The following is a 17,576-nucleotide window of genomic DNA, read 5'->3' on the forward strand; positions in this document are numbered from 1 at the left end:
CGGCCCTCACATGTGCGGCGGAGGCGCCAGCGTGAAGTCCTCCGGCGCGCTCGGCGCGGTCGTGCGCCATCCGCGGGCGACGGCGGCCTCGGCGAGGCGCGGGCAGCCGAAGTAGCCGAAGGCGGCGGGGGCGTTGGGCAGGAGTCCGGAGACGAGGACCCGGGCGACGCGCAGCGAGGTCTCGGCCACGTCCTCGGTGGTGAGGTCGAAGGTCATGACACGGTGACCGCCCGCGCGCAGCGTGCCCTCCAGCCGCTCCCGGCTGCCGGGCTCGACCGCGTCGACGGACACGGTCCCGAGGGCGGGCGCGGTGAAGCGCCGGGCCTCGGCCGCCATCCGTTCGTCCAGCCACACCTGCACGTGCGCGCCCAGGTCCCGCACGTGCTCGAACTGCTCGCCGCACACGTCGAGGTAGCGGCCGTCGGCCCGGTGCTCCAGGTACAGCCCGCGTGCCAGCAGCCCCGCCTCGACGGCCTGGAACACCCAGCCGCCGGGGTCGGTCAGGCCCTGGGTGAAGACCCAGGTGTGGACGGCTTCGAGGACGGCCTTGCGGGCGGCCTCGGCCGGGTCGTACTTGCAGGCGAACCCGGCGGCGTACAGACCGAGACGCGGGTCGTGGACGAGTGCGGCCATGCAGGGGGCGAACTCCGAGCGCATCTCGACGATGTGGACGTCGAACGCGGAACCGGCCAGGTCGTCGGCGAGGCCGGGCACGCTCGCCGGGTCGATGCCCCGGGCCGGGCCGTCCAGGTGCCACCACAGTTCCAGGGCGTCGCGTTCGACGATCTCCAGCAGGCCGCGCTCGACGGCGTCGTCGAGGCCCTGCCCGGTGGCGATGCCCGCGTAGTTGAGGTGGTGGGTGCGGGGCAGTTCGCGCAGCGCGCCCTGGCGCCAGTTGAGGTGGGTGAGCGCGACGGGCGCCCAGACCTCTGCCGTCGGCCCGCCGGGCAGCCGCTCGGTGCCGCGCGTCCACAGGGCGGGCGTGCCGGGGTCGAGGGGGCGGTAGGGGAACTTCTCGCGGGCGTACTGCCAGTCGGCGTACGCGGGCAGGTCCCCGGGGCCGTAGAGCCGCAGGCCCTTCCCGGTCAGTTCGGCGGCGGTGGCGCGGACGGGGGCGTCCGGATGGCCGGGGGGCGGCACGCGGTTGCCGCAGTACCGCTCCACCCCCTCGGCTATCGCGGCGACACGGGCCTGCCCGGGGTCGCCGAAGGTGGTGCCCAGGGAGACCCGGTCGGCGGGCCACAGGCCGTGTCTGCGGGCGTCGGACACCTCGGCGGTGAGCGCGGTGTAGCGGGGTGGGGCGCCCGCGGGGTGTTCGACGGGCTTGACCTTGCGGACGATGCCGCAGACGGGGTCGACGAGTGCTTCCAGCGGCAGCGTCGTCATCGCAGGATCTCCTCGGCGGGGTCGGTGGGGGTGGGGCGGGACGGGAGGACGGGCAGGGTCAGCACCACGCCGTCCGGGTCGACCTCCCGCCGGGAGGCGAACAGCCGGCCGGCCGTCACGGGGTCCTCCCCGGTGTGGGGGTTGCGGGCGTGGGCCGGGAAGTGGTGTCCGGCGACCTCCAGGCGCAGCCGCGTGCCGGCCGGCAGCCGGCGTGCGAGCCGGCCGAGACCGAGGCTGAACGCGGCCTCCCGCCCGGCCGGTCCGGCGCGCCGGGTGACGCCGACGGCGAGCCGCTCGGCGGTCCCCGTCGGCGTGAGCGCGACGAGCCGGGCGGCCCAGTCCGCGGACGGGCTGTGCGCGGTGGCCCGCAGGCGCACGCGCACCGGGCCGACCACGTCGAGCGGACGCGGCAGCGGCGGCGTGACCAGCAGGCAGCGGTCGGGCGGGCCGTCGGTGGGGACGGTCAGGTCGTCGGAGCGGACGGGCCAGCGGGGGTCGGCGGTGAAGGCGGAGCCGTGCACCGCTCGCGTGCGTGGTGTGCGCGGTGCGCCCTCGGTGCCGGCGGGCAGCCACAGGTCGGCTCCGCCCAGCCCCTGGGCGCCGTGGTGGCCGGGGGCGAGTTCGCCGGTCAGGGCGCGGCGGGCCCAGCGCACGTACAGCTCGCCGAGGTTCAGCCGGTGGGCGGGGCCGGCGTCGGGGCCGGGCGCGGTGACGAGGGAGTGCCCCCAGGGGCCCAGCAGCAGCCGGGCCGAGGGTCCGCCCCAGGCGCGCCACAGTGCGACCGTGTCCTCGGTGAAGTGGTCGTGGTGGCCGCCCACCGCGAGCAGGGGTACGCCGGCGTGTGCCGCCCTCGCCACGAGGCGGCCGCGGTCGCGGTGCCGCCACAGCTCCGCCCAGGAGGGCAGGCTGCGGCCCAGCCGTTCGGGGAGGCCGGCGAGCGGCAGGTGGGTGAGCAGTCCGGGGTCGGCGGCGAGGGCCTCGTCCAGCGCGCTCTCGTCGGAGTCCCGCCGGTCGCCGTGGGCGGCCCACCATCCGGCGCGGGACAGCAGCCGCTCCACGCCGGACGCCTCGCGCGCCGTCTCCGCGGGACCGAGGGCGGGCACGGCCGCGATGACGGCGTCGGGCCGGGCGTCCTCGGGCACGTCGAGGGCGAGGACGAGGGCGCAGTGGGCCGCGTAGGAGGCACCGACGGCCACCAGCCGGCCGTCGCTCCACGGCTGCCGCCGGATCCAGCGGGCGGTCGCCGCTCCGTCGGCGGCCTCGTGCGCGTACGGGTGCCACTCCCCCGGCGACGCGAACCGGCCCCGCACGTCCTGGACGACGGCGGCGAACCCGCGGCGGGCCCAGCCACGCGCCTCGGCGCCGTGCCGGGTCCGGTCGTAGGGGGTGCGCACCAGGACGGCCGGGAAGGGGCCGTCACCGGCCGGGAGCCGGACGTCGGTGGCGCGTTCCCCCACAGCCGTGCTGAACGCCGTCATCCGTCCTTCTGACATCGTCATCCGTCCTTCTGACGCCGTCATCCGTCCTTCTTCGGCATCGGTGCGACGTCGGGCACCGGGAGGACGGGGTGCTCGGTGACGGTCAGCGTGCGCAGGTCCACCCGTCGGAGGCGGCGCCGCGCCGGGAGGCCGGCCGGAGCGGGGGCGTCGGTGGCCCACCGGTCGAGATCGTCCGCGAGCAGCGCCGTGAGCAGCGTGGCGGCGGGCACGGAGAGCCTGACCGGCGCGCCGGAGGTACGGGGTCCGCTCCAGTACGCGGCCAGTTCGCGGTGAGCGGGCGTGGCGGCGAGCCGACGGGACCGGACGTGCGCCGAGGTGACGTCCCCGGGGGCGGCGGCCACCGGCTCGACGTACGCCTGCCAGCCCTCACGGTGGCAGCGCAGCCACGCGACGCCGTGCCCGGGCAACCGGTCGGCGGCGTCCCACAACCCGTCGGGCACGGGTCCGTCCAGGCACCACACGACCGCGGCGGGGTTTCCGTCGAGCAGGTCCCCGATGCCCGCCGGTGGTCCGTCGGAGGCGGTCACGGCCGAAGTCGTGCGCGGCCGCGCGCCCAGGGCGGTCAGCTGTGCGGCGAGCGGTTCGGTCAGCACCGGATCGCCGAGGATCCGGACGTCCCGGCGAGCGGCGGGCCACAGCGAGGGCCTCGGCCCTTCCGCCAGATAGCCGGCCTCCTCGAACGCCCGCACCACGCGCTCCAGTTCCCCGTCCACCGGGGCGATGGTCCCCTCGGTGAGCAGGGAGAGCAGGGCGTCCTCGTCCGCGTCTCCTGTCCTGACGGTGAAGAACTCCCCTTCCGGGGTGCGGACGGCGAGCCCTCGCCCGGGCACGGCGACGACCTCGGCTCCGGGGACCAGTCGGCTGCGGGGCACGGCGTTCCTCCTGTCGGCGGTGGCTGGGACGGGCGTGGGCCCGCCCGGAAGGCATCGGGCGGGCCCACGGTCGAGGGCGGTGAGGCCCTCGCTTACTCCTCGGTGTCCTCGAAGGGGTTCTCGACGAGCGCGTTGGAGTGGGAGGCCGAGTCGTGAGCCAGCTGACCCGGGTCGGCGATCGGTGCGAAGACCTGCTCGTTGTCCATGAACTCTCCTTCATCAGCAGGGAGACACGGCGTTCGGATGAGCGCCGTGATCACACCCTAATGAATCTGATTTTCATATTCTAGAGCGGGGAGGGGGTGATCTGGGTAACACACCGGCCAGCCCCCCTCGGGGTCCCTGCCGACCCGGCCGGCCACCTTCAGCACCTCCGCCAGCAACCGCGGTGTCACGACCTCCTCCGGCGTCCCGTCGGCCACCACCCGGCCGTCGCGCAGGGCGACGATGCGCTCGGCGAACCGGGCGGCGTGGGCCAGGTCGTGCAGCACCATCACCACCGTGAGCCCGCGTTCCTCGCGCAGGCGCACCACGGTCTGCAGCACGTCGAGCTGGTGGTGCAGGTCCAGGTAGGTGGTCGGCTCGTCGAGCAGGAGGACTCGGGTGTCCTGGGCGAGCGCCATCGCGAGCCGGACCCGTTGCCGCTCACCGCCGGACAGCGCGTCGATGTCACGGTCGGCCCACTCCTCCACCCCGACGTCGCGCAGCGCCCGGTGCACGACGGGGTCGTCGCCCTCGCGCAGCATGCCCAGCGGACCGCGGGCCGCGTACCGTCCCTGACGGACGAGGTGGCGCACCGTCATGCCCGGCACGGCCGGAGCGGACTGGTGCAGCAGCGCCACCCTCCGTGCCGTGGCGCGTCTGGAGAGCAGGGCGAGGTCATCCCCGCCGAGCAGCACGCGCCCTTCGCCGGGTCGCAGCAGCCCGGCGGCCAGCCGCAGCAGGGTCGACTTGCCGCAGCCGTTCAGGCCGATGAGGGCGGTCAGTTCGCCCGGACGGACGGTCAGGTCGACGCCCCGCAGCACGGGCCGCCCGGGGTAGCCGAAGTGGACCCCCTCGACGTGGATCCCCACGGACTCGGTCATGCTCTGTCCTTAAGTCGACTTCAGAACGTACGGCTCGGCGTGCGGCGTACGACGGCCAGCAGCGCCGCGGCGCCGAGACCGGCGGTGAGCGCCCCGACCGGCAGCGTGAGCCGCCCCGAGTCGAGCACCGCCGCCAGCAGCCGCGAGGACAGCTGCGCCGCCGCGTCCGCCCCGCACACCACCACCGCGCCCGTCAGGGCGGCACCGGGAAGGCTCCTGCGCAGGTCCGCGCCGAAGACGGCCACGGCCAGATGCGGGACGAGCAGCCCGACGAAACCCAGCGCCCCGACGGCGGCCACCGCGCCCGCCGTCAGCGCCACCGCGCACAGCAGGGCCAGGGTCCGGGCCGGGCGGGCGGCGAGGCCGGCGGCGAGGGCGATGTCGTCCCCGCAGCGCAGCAGGGTCAACGGCCCCGCCAGCAGCCAGGCGGCGGCCCCCCAGACCAGCGCCCACGGCCACAGCAGGTGCCAGTGCTCCCACACCCGGCCCTCCGTGGTGCCCACCAGCCACTGCACCACACTGCCGAGTTCGCCCGGCTCCACGAGCAGCACCATGGCGGTGAGCCCGCCGAGCACCGCCGACACCAGCACCCCGTGCACGGCGGTCTGCGCGGGATCACCGCGCCCGCGGCCGGCGAGCAGCCACAGCAGCGCCGCTCCGGCACACCCGCCCGCGCACGCGGCGAGGACCACGGCCAGGGGCGAGTCCCACCCGGCGAGTCCCAGGGCGGTCGCGGTGACGGCGCCGAGCACCGCCCCCGGCGTCACGCCCGTCACCTCGGGCCCGGCCAGGGGATTGCGCAGGGCGGACTGCAGGACCAGCCCCGCCACGGCCAGGCAGGCGCCCGCGCAGAGGGCCACCAGCAGCCTGGGCAGGCGCAGTTGGAACAGGATGTGGCGTTCCGTCACGTCACCGCCCCCGTTGAGGACGTCCCAGGCCGTGCCCGGGGACATGCCGCGTCCGGCCACCAGTTCCACGCCGGCGCACACGGCGGCCAGTGCCGCGAGCGCCGTGAAACGCCGGGTCATCGTGCGTCCTCCGTTCCGGTCGTCCTGAGCGCGCGCGAGGGGGTACCGCCGGGCCCGCCGCGCCCGGGGTCGCCCTCGCGAGCGTGGTGCGACGTCCCGGCGCGAGGAACCTCGTCCGCCGCGCCGGAAGCCGTCCTCCGCGGTCCGGGCAGCGGCTCGCCCGCCGCGGCCGGAGCGGCCGGTCCGCGCCGGGCGGCCCGGCGGCGGCCGCCCGACCGCATCAGCGCGACACCGGCCGGCACCCCCAGCAGGGCCGTCCAGGCGCCGGCCGGCGTCTCCACGGGCGCCAGCGCCAGCCTGGCCGGGACATCGGCGACCGTCACGACGACGGCGCCCCAGGCCGCGGACCACGGGAGCCAGCGCACCGCCCCCGCCGCGGGATCGAACCAACGGCTCAGGTGCGGAGCGAGGAACCCCACCCACGCGACGGGCCCGCACACCGCCGTCACCGGGGCGATCAGCACCACGGCGATGGCCAGCGCGGCCAGCCGGGCGCGGTGGGCGCGCACCCCCAGCGCCTCCGCGTCCTCGTCCCCCAGCCGCATCACCGACAGCACCGGCGCGCACAGCACGAGCGCGGGCACCGCGACGAGCAGCCACGGCCACAGGCCCGTCACGTCCTCCCACGTCCGGGCGGAGAGGGAACCGAGCAGGTAGCGGTAGATCAGCTGGAGGTCGAGCTGGTCGGCCATGACCATCAGGACGAGCAGCGCGGCCTGCAGCGCGGCCGCCACCGCGGCGCCGGTCAGCAGCACGGCGGACGGGCTGCGGCCCAGTCCCGCGACGAGCAGCGTCAGCCCGCCGCCGAGTGCGGCGCCGCCGATGGCCAGCAGAGGCTGGACGGCGGCGGGCAGCGAGAGGGTCAGCACCAGCGGCGCGGCCACCCCGAGTGCGGCCCCGGACGACACGCCCAGCATCTCCGGCACCGCCAGGGGGTTGCGCAGCGCCTCCTGGAGCACCAGTCCGGCCGCCCCCAGACAGGCTCCGGCGACGAGCGCCAGCAGCAGGCGGGGCACGCGGAGTTCGGTCACGACGATCCCGGCGAGGGTGGTGTCCCCGTCCAGCACCGCGGCGACCAGCCGGTGCGGGGGGACGTAGGGGGTGCCGAGGCCGAGCGCGCAGACCGAGGAGACGGCCAGCAGTACGACCACCAGAAGCGGTTGCCACCTCCGCGCACCGCGCGTCGGCCGCCGTCCGCCCGCCGCGGCGGGCACCGGGAGGGACTTCCTCACCGCAGCGCGGCCGTGGCCTCGTCGAGGACGATGCCCAGTGAACGGGTGCCGCGTCCCTTGGCCCACACCTCTGGGTCCACCTCGTGGACGTCACCGTTCCTCACCGCCGGGATCTTGCCCCAGAGAGGGTTCTCGGCCAGCTTCTCCGACAGCTTGCCGTCCGCGTCGCCGAAGCTCATCGTCTCGACGAACAGCACGTCGACGTCCTGGGCGAGGATCTCCTCGAGGCTGTAACTGCCCTCCACACCGCGGGACTTCCACGGGTAGTCGGCGATCTTGGGGAACAGGCTGGCGGCCACGTCGCCTTCCGGCGTCGCGACGCCGAAGTTCTCGTCACTGCCGTAGATGACGAGCGCTGTCTTCCCGCTCGGGGCCTTCTCGGCCTCGGCGAGCTTCGTCCGGAAGGCCCGCTCCGCCTTCTCCCCCTCGGCGGTGCGGCCGGTGAGCGCGGCGACGTCGCGCAGGTACCCCACGCTGTCCTGCCACGTCTCGGGCTGCATGGCCCAGAACGTGGTGGCGCCCTTGAGCGCCGGGGCGAGCTTGCCGTGGGTGTCCCCCAGGCCGATCACGAGATCGGGCTTGTGGGAGAGGATCGCCTCCACCTCCGGGGCGATGAATCCGCCGGGGATGACGTCGGCCTCCCCGGCCTTCTCCTTCCCCAGGAAGCCGGGATGGGCGAGCAACGCGCTGTTGGTGGCCGTCGGCACGATGCCCAGTTCCGTCAGGATGTCGTCGCACAGGGCGAACAGGCAGACGATCCGCTCGGGTTCCTTCTTCAAGGAGACCTCGACGCCGTTGGTGTCGGTCAGTTCCGTCGACGCCTTGATGGGTTCGACGGTCACCTCCGTCTTCGCCGCGGGTCCGGCCTCGTCACTCGCGGGTTCTTCGGCGGACGAGCCGCAGCCGACCAGGACGGAACCCACCGCCACTGCGGCGATCCAACTGCGGACGAATCTCGACGGTGAGCGCAGCATCGATGCCCTCGTTTCTTCTCAGGTACCGGGAACGCACCGAAGATACATGATAATCGTTTTCACCAGACCGGTCTCCGGAGGACTCATGCCCGATGCCACACCCGTCCTGCTCGTCTCCGACCACGTGGCCGGATCCGTACACCTGCTGACCGTGCCGGACGGCGCCGTCATCGGACGCCTCACCGGCCGTCACCTCTCCGAGCACGCCGGGTTCCTGGCGCTGCCGGGAGGGCGGGTGGCCTGCGTCGACGACCGTCGCGGGGAGCTGCTGGTGCTCGATCCCTTCGCCGAGGAACTCGTGGAACGCACCGTCCCGGTCGCCGTGCCCGCCGAGCACCTCGCCTGCGACCCGTCCGGTCGCCGACTGGCCGTCACCACCGGCCTCGGCAGGAACGGCGAACCGTGGTCGGACCTGCTGACGGTCGTCGACCTGGCCACCGGAGAGGCCGCGCGGGTACGCACGCGCGTCGGCGAACCGGGGGTGACGGTGCTGGGCGACGGCGACCCGCTGGTCGTGCTGCGGCACCGGGAGCCCGGCGCGCTGGCCGTCCACCGGTTCGCGGACCTTCTCGCGGCTCCGCCCGGCTGTCCTCCGGTCACACCCCGCGCGGTCCTGCCGCTGCCGGACGACGGACACGGGGACGCCCAGGCACCCGGCTCGGGGCACGTGTTCGCGGCCACGGGCGAGGGAGTGCACCGGGCCCGGAGGGAGGGCGACGCACTCGCCGCCGAGGCGGTCATTCCGTGGGGATCGCCCGCCCGGGGCTGGTACCTCCGGCTCGACACCCGGCGGCAGGCGTTGTGGACCACGCTGCGCGGCGGCGACCCGGACCCGCTGCGCTGGCCGGAGTGGACCAACCGGGCGTGGCACCACGATCTGGGAACGGGCCGTACGCTCCTCACGGACCTCGGTCCCGGACTCGTCTTCCGGCTGGCCCTCGCCCGGCGCCACACCGCCTTCACCCGGGTCCATCCCGACGGCGACGAGCTGATCCTCCTCGGCGCCGACGACGTCGTCCGCCGCTCCCCCCTGCCGGCCATGGACGGCGCTCCGCGTCGCGGCGGCACCCCTTGGGAGGGTGTCCAGCGCCGGGCGGTGGCCGCCTCGCCGGGCTCCGACTGGATCGCCGTCACCCGTGGCGGCCACGGCGAGGTGCACATCGTCGACGCGGAGACCGGCCACGAGGCGGCCCGTCCGCGGCTGAGCACACCGCTGCATCACGGCGGCCACATGACACTGCGCGTCCGGAACGACGGTGCCGACGGCGACCCCGTGGGCCGGTGACGGTGCCCCCCTCGCGGCTCCTCGCACATCACGTCCGGGAGCGGAAGAAGGCGGGAAGGAGCGGCGGCCGGACGCGCCGGGGGCGGGCACACGCAGGGCGCCCGCCCCGACGGGCTGCCGGACCGGGGTCAGTCCCTGCCGAGCAGCTTGTTCATCCGGGTGATCTCGGCGGTCTGGGAGGTGATGATCTCCCCGGCCATCTTCTGGGCCGGATCGTAGGCGCCGTCGGCCTGCTCGGCCTCGGCCATCGCGACCGCGCCCTCGTGGTGCTTGATCATCATCTCCATGAAGGCGGTGTCGAACGCCTTGCCGGAGGAGTCCTCGAGCTGCCGCATCTCCTCCGCGGTCATCATCCCGCCCGAGCCGTGCATGGAGTGGTCCATGGCGCCCTCGGCGGGAACCTCCTCCCCCCACGAGGTCAGCCAGCCGGACAGCGTCCTGATCTCCGGGGCCTGGGCCTTCTCGATGTCCTCGGCAAGCTTCCTCACCTCGGCCGACTCCGCCCGGGACGGCGCGAGGCCGGCCATCTCGACCGCCTGGCGGTGGTGGGGGATCATCCCCTCGGCGAAGGCGACGTCGGCCGCGTTGTGCTGCCCCGTGGAGGCCGGTGCCGACGCGGAGGGCGACTTGGTGGCGTGGCCGCCGTGTCCGGCCGTACCGTCACCGTCTCCGCCGCAGGCAGCCAGGACGAGCGCGGCCGCGCCTGCGGCGACGAGGGCGCCGGTACGGCGGACGGTGGAACGCTTGCTGTTCATGGTGGTGCAACTCCTTCACGCGCCGCCCCGAGCCGGGGTGCGCGCATGTGGTGGAAACGAGGGCGTGCGAAGGCACGGCACCAGCCACCGGGAGATCGGGGACAGAAGGTGCCGCGCGGGCCGCTCTATATCCGCAGGAGTTGCAGTCGGGAAAGGTCGGGCGGCGCCCGGCTGCCCTCGGCCGACTCCAGCACGCTGCCGCTCCAAGCGGCAGCGGCAGGGACGTCCGTGAACGCGACGCTCAGTGCCGGCGGGGTGTAGGGGGAACCGACGCCGGTGGCCGCGCACGCCTGGTCGGCGTGATCGAGACGGCCCGATCCGCCGGACGTGTGGGCGCACTGCCCGGCCGCGGCGGATTCGCCCTCCGCGTGGGCCGTGACCATGGTGTGGCCGCGATCGGTGTGAGCCGTCGGCGAAGGGCCGGCGGGCAGGGCGTGCATGCCCAGCACACCGGCCAGCACCGTCAGGACCAGCAGCGCGTACAGCCGCCCGGCAGGGCGGCCGCGGGAAAGGCTGCGCACGGTCACGGCTTCATCCTACGGGGCAGGGCGCGCCGAGCGATTTCACCGGCCCGTCGGTGGTGGGGCTCTCCTCCCGCTCCACCGAGGAGCGGCCCGGGTTCTTCGGTACTGCCGCAGCGGTCCGAAGTGCGCTTCGAGACGGCCCCGGGTTCAGGAGCCGAGGCGCCTCAGGTCCGCAGCGAGTGAGCTGACGGCCGCGGGGTTGCGCGGGCTCTCGACGAGGTCGGCGTAGTCGAGGGTGACGATCCGGTCGTTCTTGACGGCGGAGACGTTCGCGAGCGGCTTGTAGGACGTGAGGAACTTCCGCTTCTGTTCCGCGGTGGTGTCGCCGTAGTCGTTGATCACGATGACCTCGGGGTCGCGGGCGACGACCGTCTCCCAGCCCACGGTGGTCCAGCTGTCCTCGATGTCCTTCATGACGTGGTCGCCGCCGGCCTTGGTGATGATGTCGTGGGGTCCGGCGAAGGCGCCGGACGTGAGCGGCTTGTCCTCCCCGCTGTCGTAGAGGAACACCCGCGGCCGGTCGGCGTCCTTCGGAGCCTTCGCCCGTGCTTCGGCCACCTGCTCCCGGAACGAACCGATGAGGGTTTCGGCCCTGTCCTCGACGTCGAACACCTCGCCCAGGTTCCGCAGGTCCGTGTACAGCGCGTCGAGCGGTGGCATCACGCCGCGGGCCTTGCCCTGTCCGTTGCGGCACGACTCGCTGAGCAGGTACGAGTCGACGCCCAGGCGTCGCAGCACGGCGGGCGTGAAGCCCTCGCCCTCGTCGAAGCCGTAGTTCCAGCCCGCGAAGACCAGGTCGGCACGGGCGTCCAGGACCAGTTCCTTGTTGATCCGTTCCTTCGAGAGCCACTCGGTCTTCCGGTAGCCGTCCTTCCACGGCACCTCCGTGAGGTCTCCCTTGTCGTCGGGCATGACGTATCCGGCCATGTGGTCCTCGAGACCGAGGGCGAACATGATCTCGGTGATGCCCACGTCGTTGGTGACCACGCGCCGCGGAGCCCTCTCGAACGTCTTCTCCTCACCGCAGTTCTCGATCGTGACCGGATAGTGGCTGCCGGACGCCCGGGCGCCGTCCCCCCTCCCCTCCTCCGACGAGACGTGCGCCCCGCAGCCGGTGACGGCGAGGGCCAGGACGAGGGCGAGGGCGGCGGGGCGTGCGCGGTTCGGCATGGGACGGTGACTCCTTCGAGGGGGCCGGGGAGGGTGCTACCGGGAGGGGAGACGGTCGAAGAGCAGCTGGACCGCGCCTGTCTCGGGGTGGGGGACGCGGTGCGCCCGGACGCCGAAGACGTCGGCCAGCAGGGCGGGCGTGAGGACGTCGTGGGGGGCGCCGGAAGCGACGATCCGCCCGCCGTCGATGACGTGGAGGACGTCGCAGTGGAGCGCGGCGAGGTTGAGGTCGTGCAGTGCGGTGAGCACGGTCAGCCCGCTGGCCCGGACCAGGGACAGGACCTCCAACTGCTGGGCGATGTCCAGGTGGTTGGTGGGCTCGTCCAGCACCAGGACCCGGGGCTGCTGGGCGAGCGCACGGGCGATCAGGACCCGTTGCCTCTCGCCGCCGGAGAGCGTGAGGAAGCCCCGGTCGGCCAGGTGGCCGGCGCCGGCTCCTTCCAGCGCGGCGGCACACGTGCGCCGGTCCTCGTCGGTGTCCCGGGCCACCGCCCCCTGGTGCGGCAGCCTGCCCATGGCCACGACCTCGGCCACCGTGAAGTCGAACTCCGCGACCGCTTCCTGGGGAAGGGCGGCGAGCCGGCGTGCGCTCTCGCGCGTGTTCATGGCCAGCAGGTCGTCGCCGTCCAGACGTACCGCACCGGCCGTGGGACGCAGGGCCCGGTAGACGCATCGCAACAGGGTCGACTTGCCACTGCCGTTGGGCCCGACGAGTCCCACCACCTGGCCGCTGCCCGCCCGCAGCGAGACGTCCTCCACCACCCGCGCGCCGGAGATCTCCACGGTGACCGTGTCGATGTCGACCTGCATCACGCGCCTCCGAAGGTGTAGGTGCGGCGGCGCATGAGCAGCACGAAGCAGGGCACGCCGACCGCGGCCGTCAGTACGCCCAGCGGCAGTTCGGCGGGGGCGAGCACCACACGCGACAGGATGTCGACCCAGACCAGCAGCACGGCGCCGGCCAGGGGCGCGACGGCCAGCAGCCGGCGGTGGTCCGCCCCGACCAGCATCCGGGCGGCGTGCGGAACCATCAGGCCCACGAAGCCGATCGCCCCGCTGACCGCGACCACCGCCCCGGTGACGGCGGCGGTCGTGAGGAAGAGTTCCTTGCGCAGCCGCCCGGGGTCCACTCCCAGCGCGGCAGCGGTCTCGTCACCCATCGCCAGGGCGTTCAGGCGCCGGGCCGACCATCCGAGGTGGACGAGGCCGCCGAGCACCGCGCCCGCGGCGATCGGTACGGAGGACCAGTTCGCGCCGCCCAGACTGCCGAGCAGCCACATCATCGCGGAGCGGGCCGCTTCACCGTACTCGGCGGCGAAGACCATGAACGTGGTCACGGCGGAGAAGCCGTAGTACATCGCGGTACCGGTCAGCAGGAGGCGCAGCGGTGTCAGTCCCCGCGGGGTCCGGGCGACCGCGTACACCAGTGCCATGGCGGCGAGCGCGGAGAGGAACGCCGCCGTGGACAGCGCCCAGACACCGAGTGCGCCGAAGGCGCCGAAGATGAGCACGGCGTTGGCTCCCACGCCCGCGCCGGAGGAGATGCCGAGGACGAACGGGTCCGCGAGCGCGTTGCGGACCATGGCCTGGACGGCGACGCCGACGGCTGCCAGACCGGCGCCGACGACCGCCGCGAGCACGGCGCGCGGGAAGCGCAGTTCCCACACGATGGTGTAGGAGGGGACCTCGTCCGGAGCGATGGCCCCACCGGTCAGCCCCGCCCAGAGGTGGTGCAGGGCCTCGCCCCACGAGAGTCCCGACGCCCCGATGCCCGCCCCGCAGGCCAGGGAGACGGGGAGGGCGACGCACAGGCCGGTCACGAGCAGGGGCAACGGGACGCGCCGGGGTGGTGGGGGCCCGCCGCTCGTGGTGCGGTGCGGTACGGCGGGTGTGCGGTCGCGGAGCGTGGCCACAGGCGGATCGCTTTCGCCTCGGGCCGTGCACCTACGTGATCGAAGGAGCGGCTCCGGGCGCCGGGCGCCGTACGCAGCGCCCTCTCGCAGTCCACGGCGATCGACAGGAGCTTCACCACCGCGGGTAATCGGGCTCACGGAACCCCGTACGGGACTCCGCCTACCGTTGCGGGTCAGCGCCGGACTTCGACCGGACTTCCCCCGCGAGGCGCTTGCAGCTTAGCGTGTGCCGCCACGCTTCCTCTCCCCGAGCCGGACGGGCCGGGCAGTGGCCCGCCGGGAATCGCTCGCCGATCACGGTGGCGGGGCCGCGCCGGGTCCACGCCGGCCTCCTCGTCCGCCGTCGTCCTGTCGCCGGCCGTCGTCCCCTCCCGGGACACCGCCCCGCCCGCCCCGTTCCGGCCGTCAGTCCGTCTCCTGGGCGTGCGGGGCCGTCGCGGGCGGATGGGTCGGACGGTCCCGTCCGCCGTCACGGCCGGACACCACCACGATGACCAGCGCGACGAGGACGGCTCCGGCGGCGACCCGTCCGGCCGTGCGCGCCCACCAGGCCGGACGGGCCGCGCCCACGCCTCCCTTCGGCGGGCCCAGCCGTTCGGCCCGCCTGGCGGGTCTCAGCAGACGCAGCAACAGCAGTGCGGCGACCGGCAGTTGCAGCAGCCACAGCACGGTGCGCGGCCACTCTCCGTACCAGACGTTGGTTCCGTACAGCAGGGTGTGCCACACGCTCAGCACGTACACGACGATCACGAAGCGGTGCAGCCGTCGCCAGGTGTTCGCTCCGATGCGGTGCCGGACGTAGAACAGCAGCCCCAGCGGAACCGCCAGGTAGAGGGCGCCCTGCCCGAGCGGGATGGCGATCCTTCCGGTTCCGGAGTCGTACCAGCCCGGCACGAAGGTGTCCGCGAAGGCCACCCACAGCCGTTTCGCCCACGCCACCTGCGTCTCGTAGCGCACGAGTTCCGCGGCGAACATCAGCGCGTGCGCGGACATCAGCGCCGTCGTCGTCAGGCTCGTGGTGCGGTGCCAGCGCTCCAGTACCTGCCGGGAGACCGGCAGCCGGGCGGGGCGCGGCCCCGACAGCAGCAGGCCGAGCATGACCGTGCCCCAGGCCCACAGCAGCCCCGACCACCCGAACGCCTGGCTGAGCAAGTACATCCAGTAGGTGCCGGGGTCGTCCATGAACGGCATGACCGCGACGGTGTCCGAAGCACCCGATTCCATGCGCGCGTACAGGAACGCGAAGACGAGCGCCGTGACCACCACCGCCGCGGCGGCGTCGGGCAGGGCGGACCGCAGGTCGCCGCGGAGCGCGACGCGGTCGCCGGGAGGCCGTCGCCGTCCGGGCGATGCCGCTGCCCCGTCTCCGTCCGGCCTCGCGTCCGACAGCATCAGGGGCCTCCCGTGCACGGAGCACCGCGGTGACGGTGCGCATGTGGCGTCAGGTGACAAGTCTGGCCGAGGGGACGGCGAACCACCGAGGCGGTATCCGGCCAGAGCCGCCACGAGGACTGCCCGGGACACATCCGGTCGTCCGTCCCCTCCACGTCCAAGGCAGCCGACGAAGCCCCCGCCGCAGGGGCACGGCGAGTGGTCCGCATGCAACGGGCACGGCGCGGTACCCGGTCGCCGCTCGGAAGGGAGGACATCATGGCGGTCTGCGAGGTATGCGGGAACGACTACGCCTTGTCCTTTGAGGTGCACACGTTCGGCGGAGCGGTACACACGTTCGACAGCCTGGAGTGTGCGGCCCACAAGCTGGCGCCGATCTGTGACAACTGCCGGTGCAAGGTCCTCGGGCACGGGCACCAGGCCGACGGGAAGTTCTTCTGCTGCGCCCACTGTGCCCGTTCGCACGGTTACGAGGCCCTCACGGACAGCGCGTAGTCGCGTACGTCTTTCCGGTCAGGTCCCCGCTGCGCACCGGTCCGTTTCCCACCCGCGGGAGACCGTGGGTCCCCGTGTCCGGGGAACCGGTGCGCAGCGGGCACCGGGGTCGCTCGCGGGCGTGTCCGTGTCCGGCACCGGTGACGAGGACGACCTTGCTCGTCAGGAGTTTCCTCCGGGTGCCGTGTCCCGGCACCCGGTGCGGCGGGTGCCCATGCGTGACTCTCGGTCTCCTTCACGTACGGGGCTCTCACCCGGGGTGCCTGCCACCGGTCACGGCATTCGCGCACCGTCGGCACGGAAGGCGGCGTACCAGTGAGTACACGACGTGGCACGGCCCTGGTGACGGGAGCCTCCTCCGGCATCGGCGCGGCCTACGCCGGACGGCTGGCCTCCCACGGGTGGGACACCGTCCTCGTGGCCAGGAGGGCACAGCGGCTCGACGACCTCGCGCAGCGGTTGCGCGAGGTGACGAGCACCGTGGTGGAGACCCTCGCGGCCGATCTGTCCGAGCCCGACGACCTGGCACGGGTGGCGCGGCGTGCGGCGGGCGACGACATCGGGTTCCTCCTCAACAACGCGGGGATCAACGGTTACGGTCCGTTCGCGGAACTCGAACCGGAACTCATGACGAAGATCCTCGACATCAACGTCCTCGCCGTCACCGCACTCACGCGGGCCGCGGTCCCGGCCATGCTGGAACGCGGGCGCGGAACCCTGGTCAACGTGGCCTCACAGCTGGCCTTCGCGGGCGCGCTGCCGCCGCATCCGCTGCCCGAACGCGCGGTGTACGGCGGCACCAAGGGCTACGTGGTCACCTTCACCCGTACGCTCGCCGCCGAACTGGCCGGCACGCCGCTGCGGATCCAGGTGCTGTGCCCCGGGCTGACCGCCACCGAGTTCCATCGGTCGCGTGGTGACAAGCCCGTGCCGGGACGGGACCAGTCCGTGCACGAGGAGGGCGGCATGCCCGTGGACCAGGTCGTCGACGCGTCACTGGCCGCGCTGGACACCGGCGAGGTGGTGTGTGTACCGGGGCTCGAGGGGCCGGCCTTGATCGACGGTCTGGCGCGGGCCGAACTGGCGATCCGCACGGCGGCCCGCCGGGGCGGGAGCTGACCCGGCCCGTCCGCACGGGAACGACCGCGTGCCGGCGCGGGCCGGCGCGGGCCGGCCACCGGCCATCACAAGACCGAGGGGCTCGCCGGGACAGCGCGGCCGGGACGGGGACTGCCGCCGTCCCGGCCGCGCTGTCCCGGCAGGTCGGTGACGACGGGGCCCTGGGCGGTGCCGGCCGAGCGGACCCGGTGCCGCTGGGCGTGGGCACCCGGCGTGGAGGACTCCTCGGCGACCGTTCCCTTGGCGGTCTCCAGGACGGACCCGGTGGTGACGGCGCGGCGGGGACCCGGTGGCTGTCGGACCTCCCCGCAAGACCCGTGAAGCCGCCCCGTTCTCGAAGCGTTTCCCCTCGCCCGGTCGCTCGTCCCGGGGACGTCATCCCGGTCCCCGGCAGTCGTCAGGAAGCCTTTCAGACGCCCGGTCCGCCGGCCATGCCGGTACGGACCTGCACGAGGTCGCGCAGGTCACGGCCGGTCGGCGCCGCGCCCAGCCGGTTCGGCAGTTCCCGCTTGCCGATCACCACCAGTGCTCCCCCGTGCCCCCTCCCCGCCCGGGGGATCGTCGGCCGCACGAGCCCTGCCTTCCAGCAGCACGAGCGCGGCGCCCTCGTTCCCGGCGTCACGGAGTTCCCTGACGCGGGCTTCGTCGATCGCCTGTCGACCTCCGGCGGTGGGCCGATACACGGGCGCGGGCGGCGAGTGCCCCGACCGGCGGTGGAAACCGTCTGCGGCGGACGCCTCCCTCCGCACCGCGGCCGTGCGCGTGTCGCACCGCCCCGGCCGGCACCCGTGGGCGGCGTGCGTTCAGCGTGATGCCCGGCAGTGCGGGTACTACGGACGGCCAGGAG

17 protein-coding genes and 1 riboswitch are annotated in these 17,576 nt (G+C 74.1%); of the genes, 3 read left to right on the top strand and 14 right to left on the bottom strand.

Features of this window, described 5'->3' with window-relative positions; genetic code table 11:
* Positions 1-6: 6 nt before the first annotated feature.
* From AB0A94_RS11905 to AB0A94_RS11940, 8 genes are all read right to left on the bottom strand, one after another.
* Positions 7-1,386, bottom strand: coding sequence for a YcaO-like family protein (locus AB0A94_RS11905; protein ID WP_361742563.1), 1,380 nt, complete (start codon positions 1,384-1,386; stop codon positions 7-9).
* A complete protein-coding gene (locus tag AB0A94_RS11910; RefSeq protein ID WP_361742566.1) occupies positions 1,383-2,885 on the bottom strand; it encodes a CocE/NonD family hydrolase in 1,503 nt (500 codons plus the stop codon). Before AB0A94_RS11910 ends, AB0A94_RS11905 begins: the two co-directional genes overlap by 4 nt.
* Positions 2,886-2,902: 17 nt before the next feature.
* Entirely contained in the window at positions 2,903-3,757 is an 855-nt protein-coding gene (locus AB0A94_RS11915) for a hypothetical protein (RefSeq protein WP_361742569.1), read from the bottom strand.
* A 92-nt stretch (positions 3,758-3,849) separates the two neighbouring features.
* Positions 3,850-3,963, bottom strand: coding sequence for a streptamidine family RiPP (amiA, locus tag AB0A94_RS11920; RefSeq protein ID WP_241270818.1), 114 nt, complete (start codon positions 3,961-3,963; stop codon positions 3,850-3,852).
* Between the two features lie 57 nt (positions 3,964-4,020).
* Positions 4,021-4,842 carry an ABC transporter ATP-binding protein gene (locus AB0A94_RS11925; protein ID WP_361742572.1) on the bottom strand — a complete coding sequence of 274 codons (822 nt, stop codon included), beginning with the start codon at positions 4,840-4,842 and terminating at the stop codon, positions 4,021-4,023.
* A gap of 20 nt (positions 4,843-4,862) precedes the next feature.
* The gene (locus AB0A94_RS11930; protein ID WP_361742575.1) at positions 4,863-5,870 is read right to left on the bottom strand and encodes an iron ABC transporter permease; all 1,008 of its coding nucleotides are present in this window, start codon (positions 5,868-5,870) and stop codon (positions 4,863-4,865) included.
* Positions 5,867-7,021, bottom strand: coding sequence for an iron ABC transporter permease (locus AB0A94_RS11935; RefSeq protein WP_361742578.1), 1,155 nt, complete (start codon positions 7,019-7,021; stop codon positions 5,867-5,869). The genes AB0A94_RS11930 and AB0A94_RS11935 overlap by 4 nt, the downstream gene beginning before the upstream one ends.
* Before the next feature lie 77 nt (positions 7,022-7,098).
* Positions 7,099-8,076 (bottom strand): ABC transporter substrate-binding protein, encoded by a 978-nt coding sequence (locus AB0A94_RS11940; protein WP_361742581.1) that lies wholly within the window; start codon positions 8,074-8,076, stop codon positions 7,099-7,101.
* Positions 8,077-8,161: 85 nt separating this feature from the next.
* On the opposite strand from AB0A94_RS11940, the gene AB0A94_RS11945 reads away from it, so the two are divergent.
* Positions 8,162-9,361 (top strand): hypothetical protein, encoded by a 1,200-nt coding sequence (locus AB0A94_RS11945; protein WP_361742584.1) that lies wholly within the window; start codon positions 8,162-8,164, stop codon positions 9,359-9,361.
* Between the two features lie 128 nt (positions 9,362-9,489).
* Here the strand turns inward: AB0A94_RS11945 and AB0A94_RS11950 are convergent, their stop codons facing one another.
* The 6 genes from AB0A94_RS11950 to AB0A94_RS11975 all read right to left on the bottom strand — a co-directional run bounded on the left by AB0A94_RS11950 (position 9,490) and on the right by AB0A94_RS11975 (position 15,115).
* The gene (locus AB0A94_RS11950; RefSeq protein ID WP_361742587.1) at positions 9,490-10,116 is read right to left on the bottom strand and encodes a DUF305 domain-containing protein; all 627 of its coding nucleotides are present in this window, start codon (positions 10,114-10,116) and stop codon (positions 9,490-9,492) included.
* Between the two features lie 125 nt (positions 10,117-10,241).
* The gene (locus AB0A94_RS11955; protein WP_361742589.1) at positions 10,242-10,643 is read right to left on the bottom strand and encodes a DUF6153 family protein; all 402 of its coding nucleotides are present in this window, start codon (positions 10,641-10,643) and stop codon (positions 10,242-10,244) included.
* Between the two features lie 144 nt (positions 10,644-10,787).
* Positions 10,788-11,810 (bottom strand): ABC transporter substrate-binding protein, encoded by a 1,023-nt coding sequence (locus AB0A94_RS11960; RefSeq protein ID WP_361742592.1) that lies wholly within the window; start codon positions 11,808-11,810, stop codon positions 10,788-10,790.
* 36 nt (positions 11,811-11,846) lie between these two features.
* Positions 11,847-12,620, bottom strand: coding sequence for an ABC transporter ATP-binding protein (locus AB0A94_RS11965; RefSeq protein WP_361742595.1), 774 nt, complete (start codon positions 12,618-12,620; stop codon positions 11,847-11,849).
* Positions 12,620-13,723, bottom strand: coding sequence for an iron ABC transporter permease (locus AB0A94_RS11970; RefSeq protein ID WP_361742597.1), 1,104 nt, complete (start codon positions 13,721-13,723; stop codon positions 12,620-12,622). The genes AB0A94_RS11965 and AB0A94_RS11970 overlap by 1 nt, the downstream gene beginning before the upstream one ends.
* Positions 13,724-13,845: 122 nt before the next feature.
* Positions 13,846-13,925, bottom strand: a riboswitch (cobalamin riboswitch).
* A 203-nt stretch (positions 13,926-14,128) separates the two neighbouring features.
* Positions 14,129-15,115: a ferric reductase-like transmembrane domain-containing protein gene (locus AB0A94_RS11975; RefSeq protein WP_361742600.1), complete on the bottom strand. Its 987-nt coding sequence runs from the start codon at positions 15,113-15,115 to the stop codon at positions 14,129-14,131.
* Positions 15,116-15,373: 258 nt separating this feature from the next.
* Here AB0A94_RS11975 and AB0A94_RS11980 point away from each other — a divergent pair, with 258 nt between their 5' ends.
* Positions 15,374-15,610 (top strand): hypothetical protein, encoded by a 237-nt coding sequence (locus AB0A94_RS11980; RefSeq protein ID WP_361742603.1) that lies wholly within the window; start codon positions 15,374-15,376, stop codon positions 15,608-15,610.
* Between the two features lie 315 nt (positions 15,611-15,925).
* The gene (locus AB0A94_RS11985; RefSeq protein ID WP_361742606.1) at positions 15,926-16,729 is read left to right on the top strand and encodes an SDR family oxidoreductase; all 804 of its coding nucleotides are present in this window, start codon (positions 15,926-15,928) and stop codon (positions 16,727-16,729) included.
* Positions 16,730-17,576 lie beyond the last annotated feature (847 nt).

The sequence above is a fragment of the Streptomyces sp. NPDC044984 genome (assembly GCF_040646935.1).
In the GTDB taxonomy this organism is placed as follows: Bacteria; Actinomycetota; Actinomycetes; order Streptomycetales; family Streptomycetaceae; genus Streptomyces.

Coding starts and splice junctions, on each gene's coding strand:
- AB0A94_RS11975 (WP_361742600.1), bottom strand. CDS start 15,115: ATGCTGTCGGACGCGAGGCCGGACGGAGACGGGGCAGCGGCATCGCCC.
- AB0A94_RS11910 (WP_361742566.1), bottom strand. CDS start 2,885: ATGACGATGTCAGAAGGACGGATGACGGCGTTCAGCACGGCTGTGGGG.
- AB0A94_RS11980 (WP_361742603.1), top strand. CDS start 15,374: ATGGCGGTCTGCGAGGTATGCGGGAACGACTACGCCTTGTCCTTTGAG.
- AB0A94_RS11960 (WP_361742592.1), bottom strand. CDS start 11,810: ATGCCGAACCGCGCACGCCCCGCCGCCCTCGCCCTCGTCCTGGCCCTC.
- AB0A94_RS11945 (WP_361742584.1), top strand. CDS start 8,162: ATGCCCGATGCCACACCCGTCCTGCTCGTCTCCGACCACGTGGCCGGA.
- AB0A94_RS11925 (WP_361742572.1), bottom strand. CDS start 4,842: ATGACCGAGTCCGTGGGGATCCACGTCGAGGGGGTCCACTTCGGCTAC.
- amiA (WP_241270818.1), bottom strand. CDS start 3,963: ATGGACAACGAGCAGGTCTTCGCACCGATCGCCGACCCGGGTCAGCTG.
- AB0A94_RS11965 (WP_361742595.1), bottom strand. CDS start 12,620: ATGCAGGTCGACATCGACACGGTCACCGTGGAGATCTCCGGCGCGCGG.
- AB0A94_RS11930 (WP_361742575.1), bottom strand. CDS start 5,870: ATGACCCGGCGTTTCACGGCGCTCGCGGCACTGGCCGCCGTGTGCGCC.
- AB0A94_RS11950 (WP_361742587.1), bottom strand. CDS start 10,116: ATGAACAGCAAGCGTTCCACCGTCCGCCGTACCGGCGCCCTCGTCGCC.
- AB0A94_RS11905 (WP_361742563.1), bottom strand. CDS start 1,386: ATGACGACGCTGCCGCTGGAAGCACTCGTCGACCCCGTCTGCGGCATC.
- AB0A94_RS11940 (WP_361742581.1), bottom strand. CDS start 8,076: ATGCTGCGCTCACCGTCGAGATTCGTCCGCAGTTGGATCGCCGCAGTG.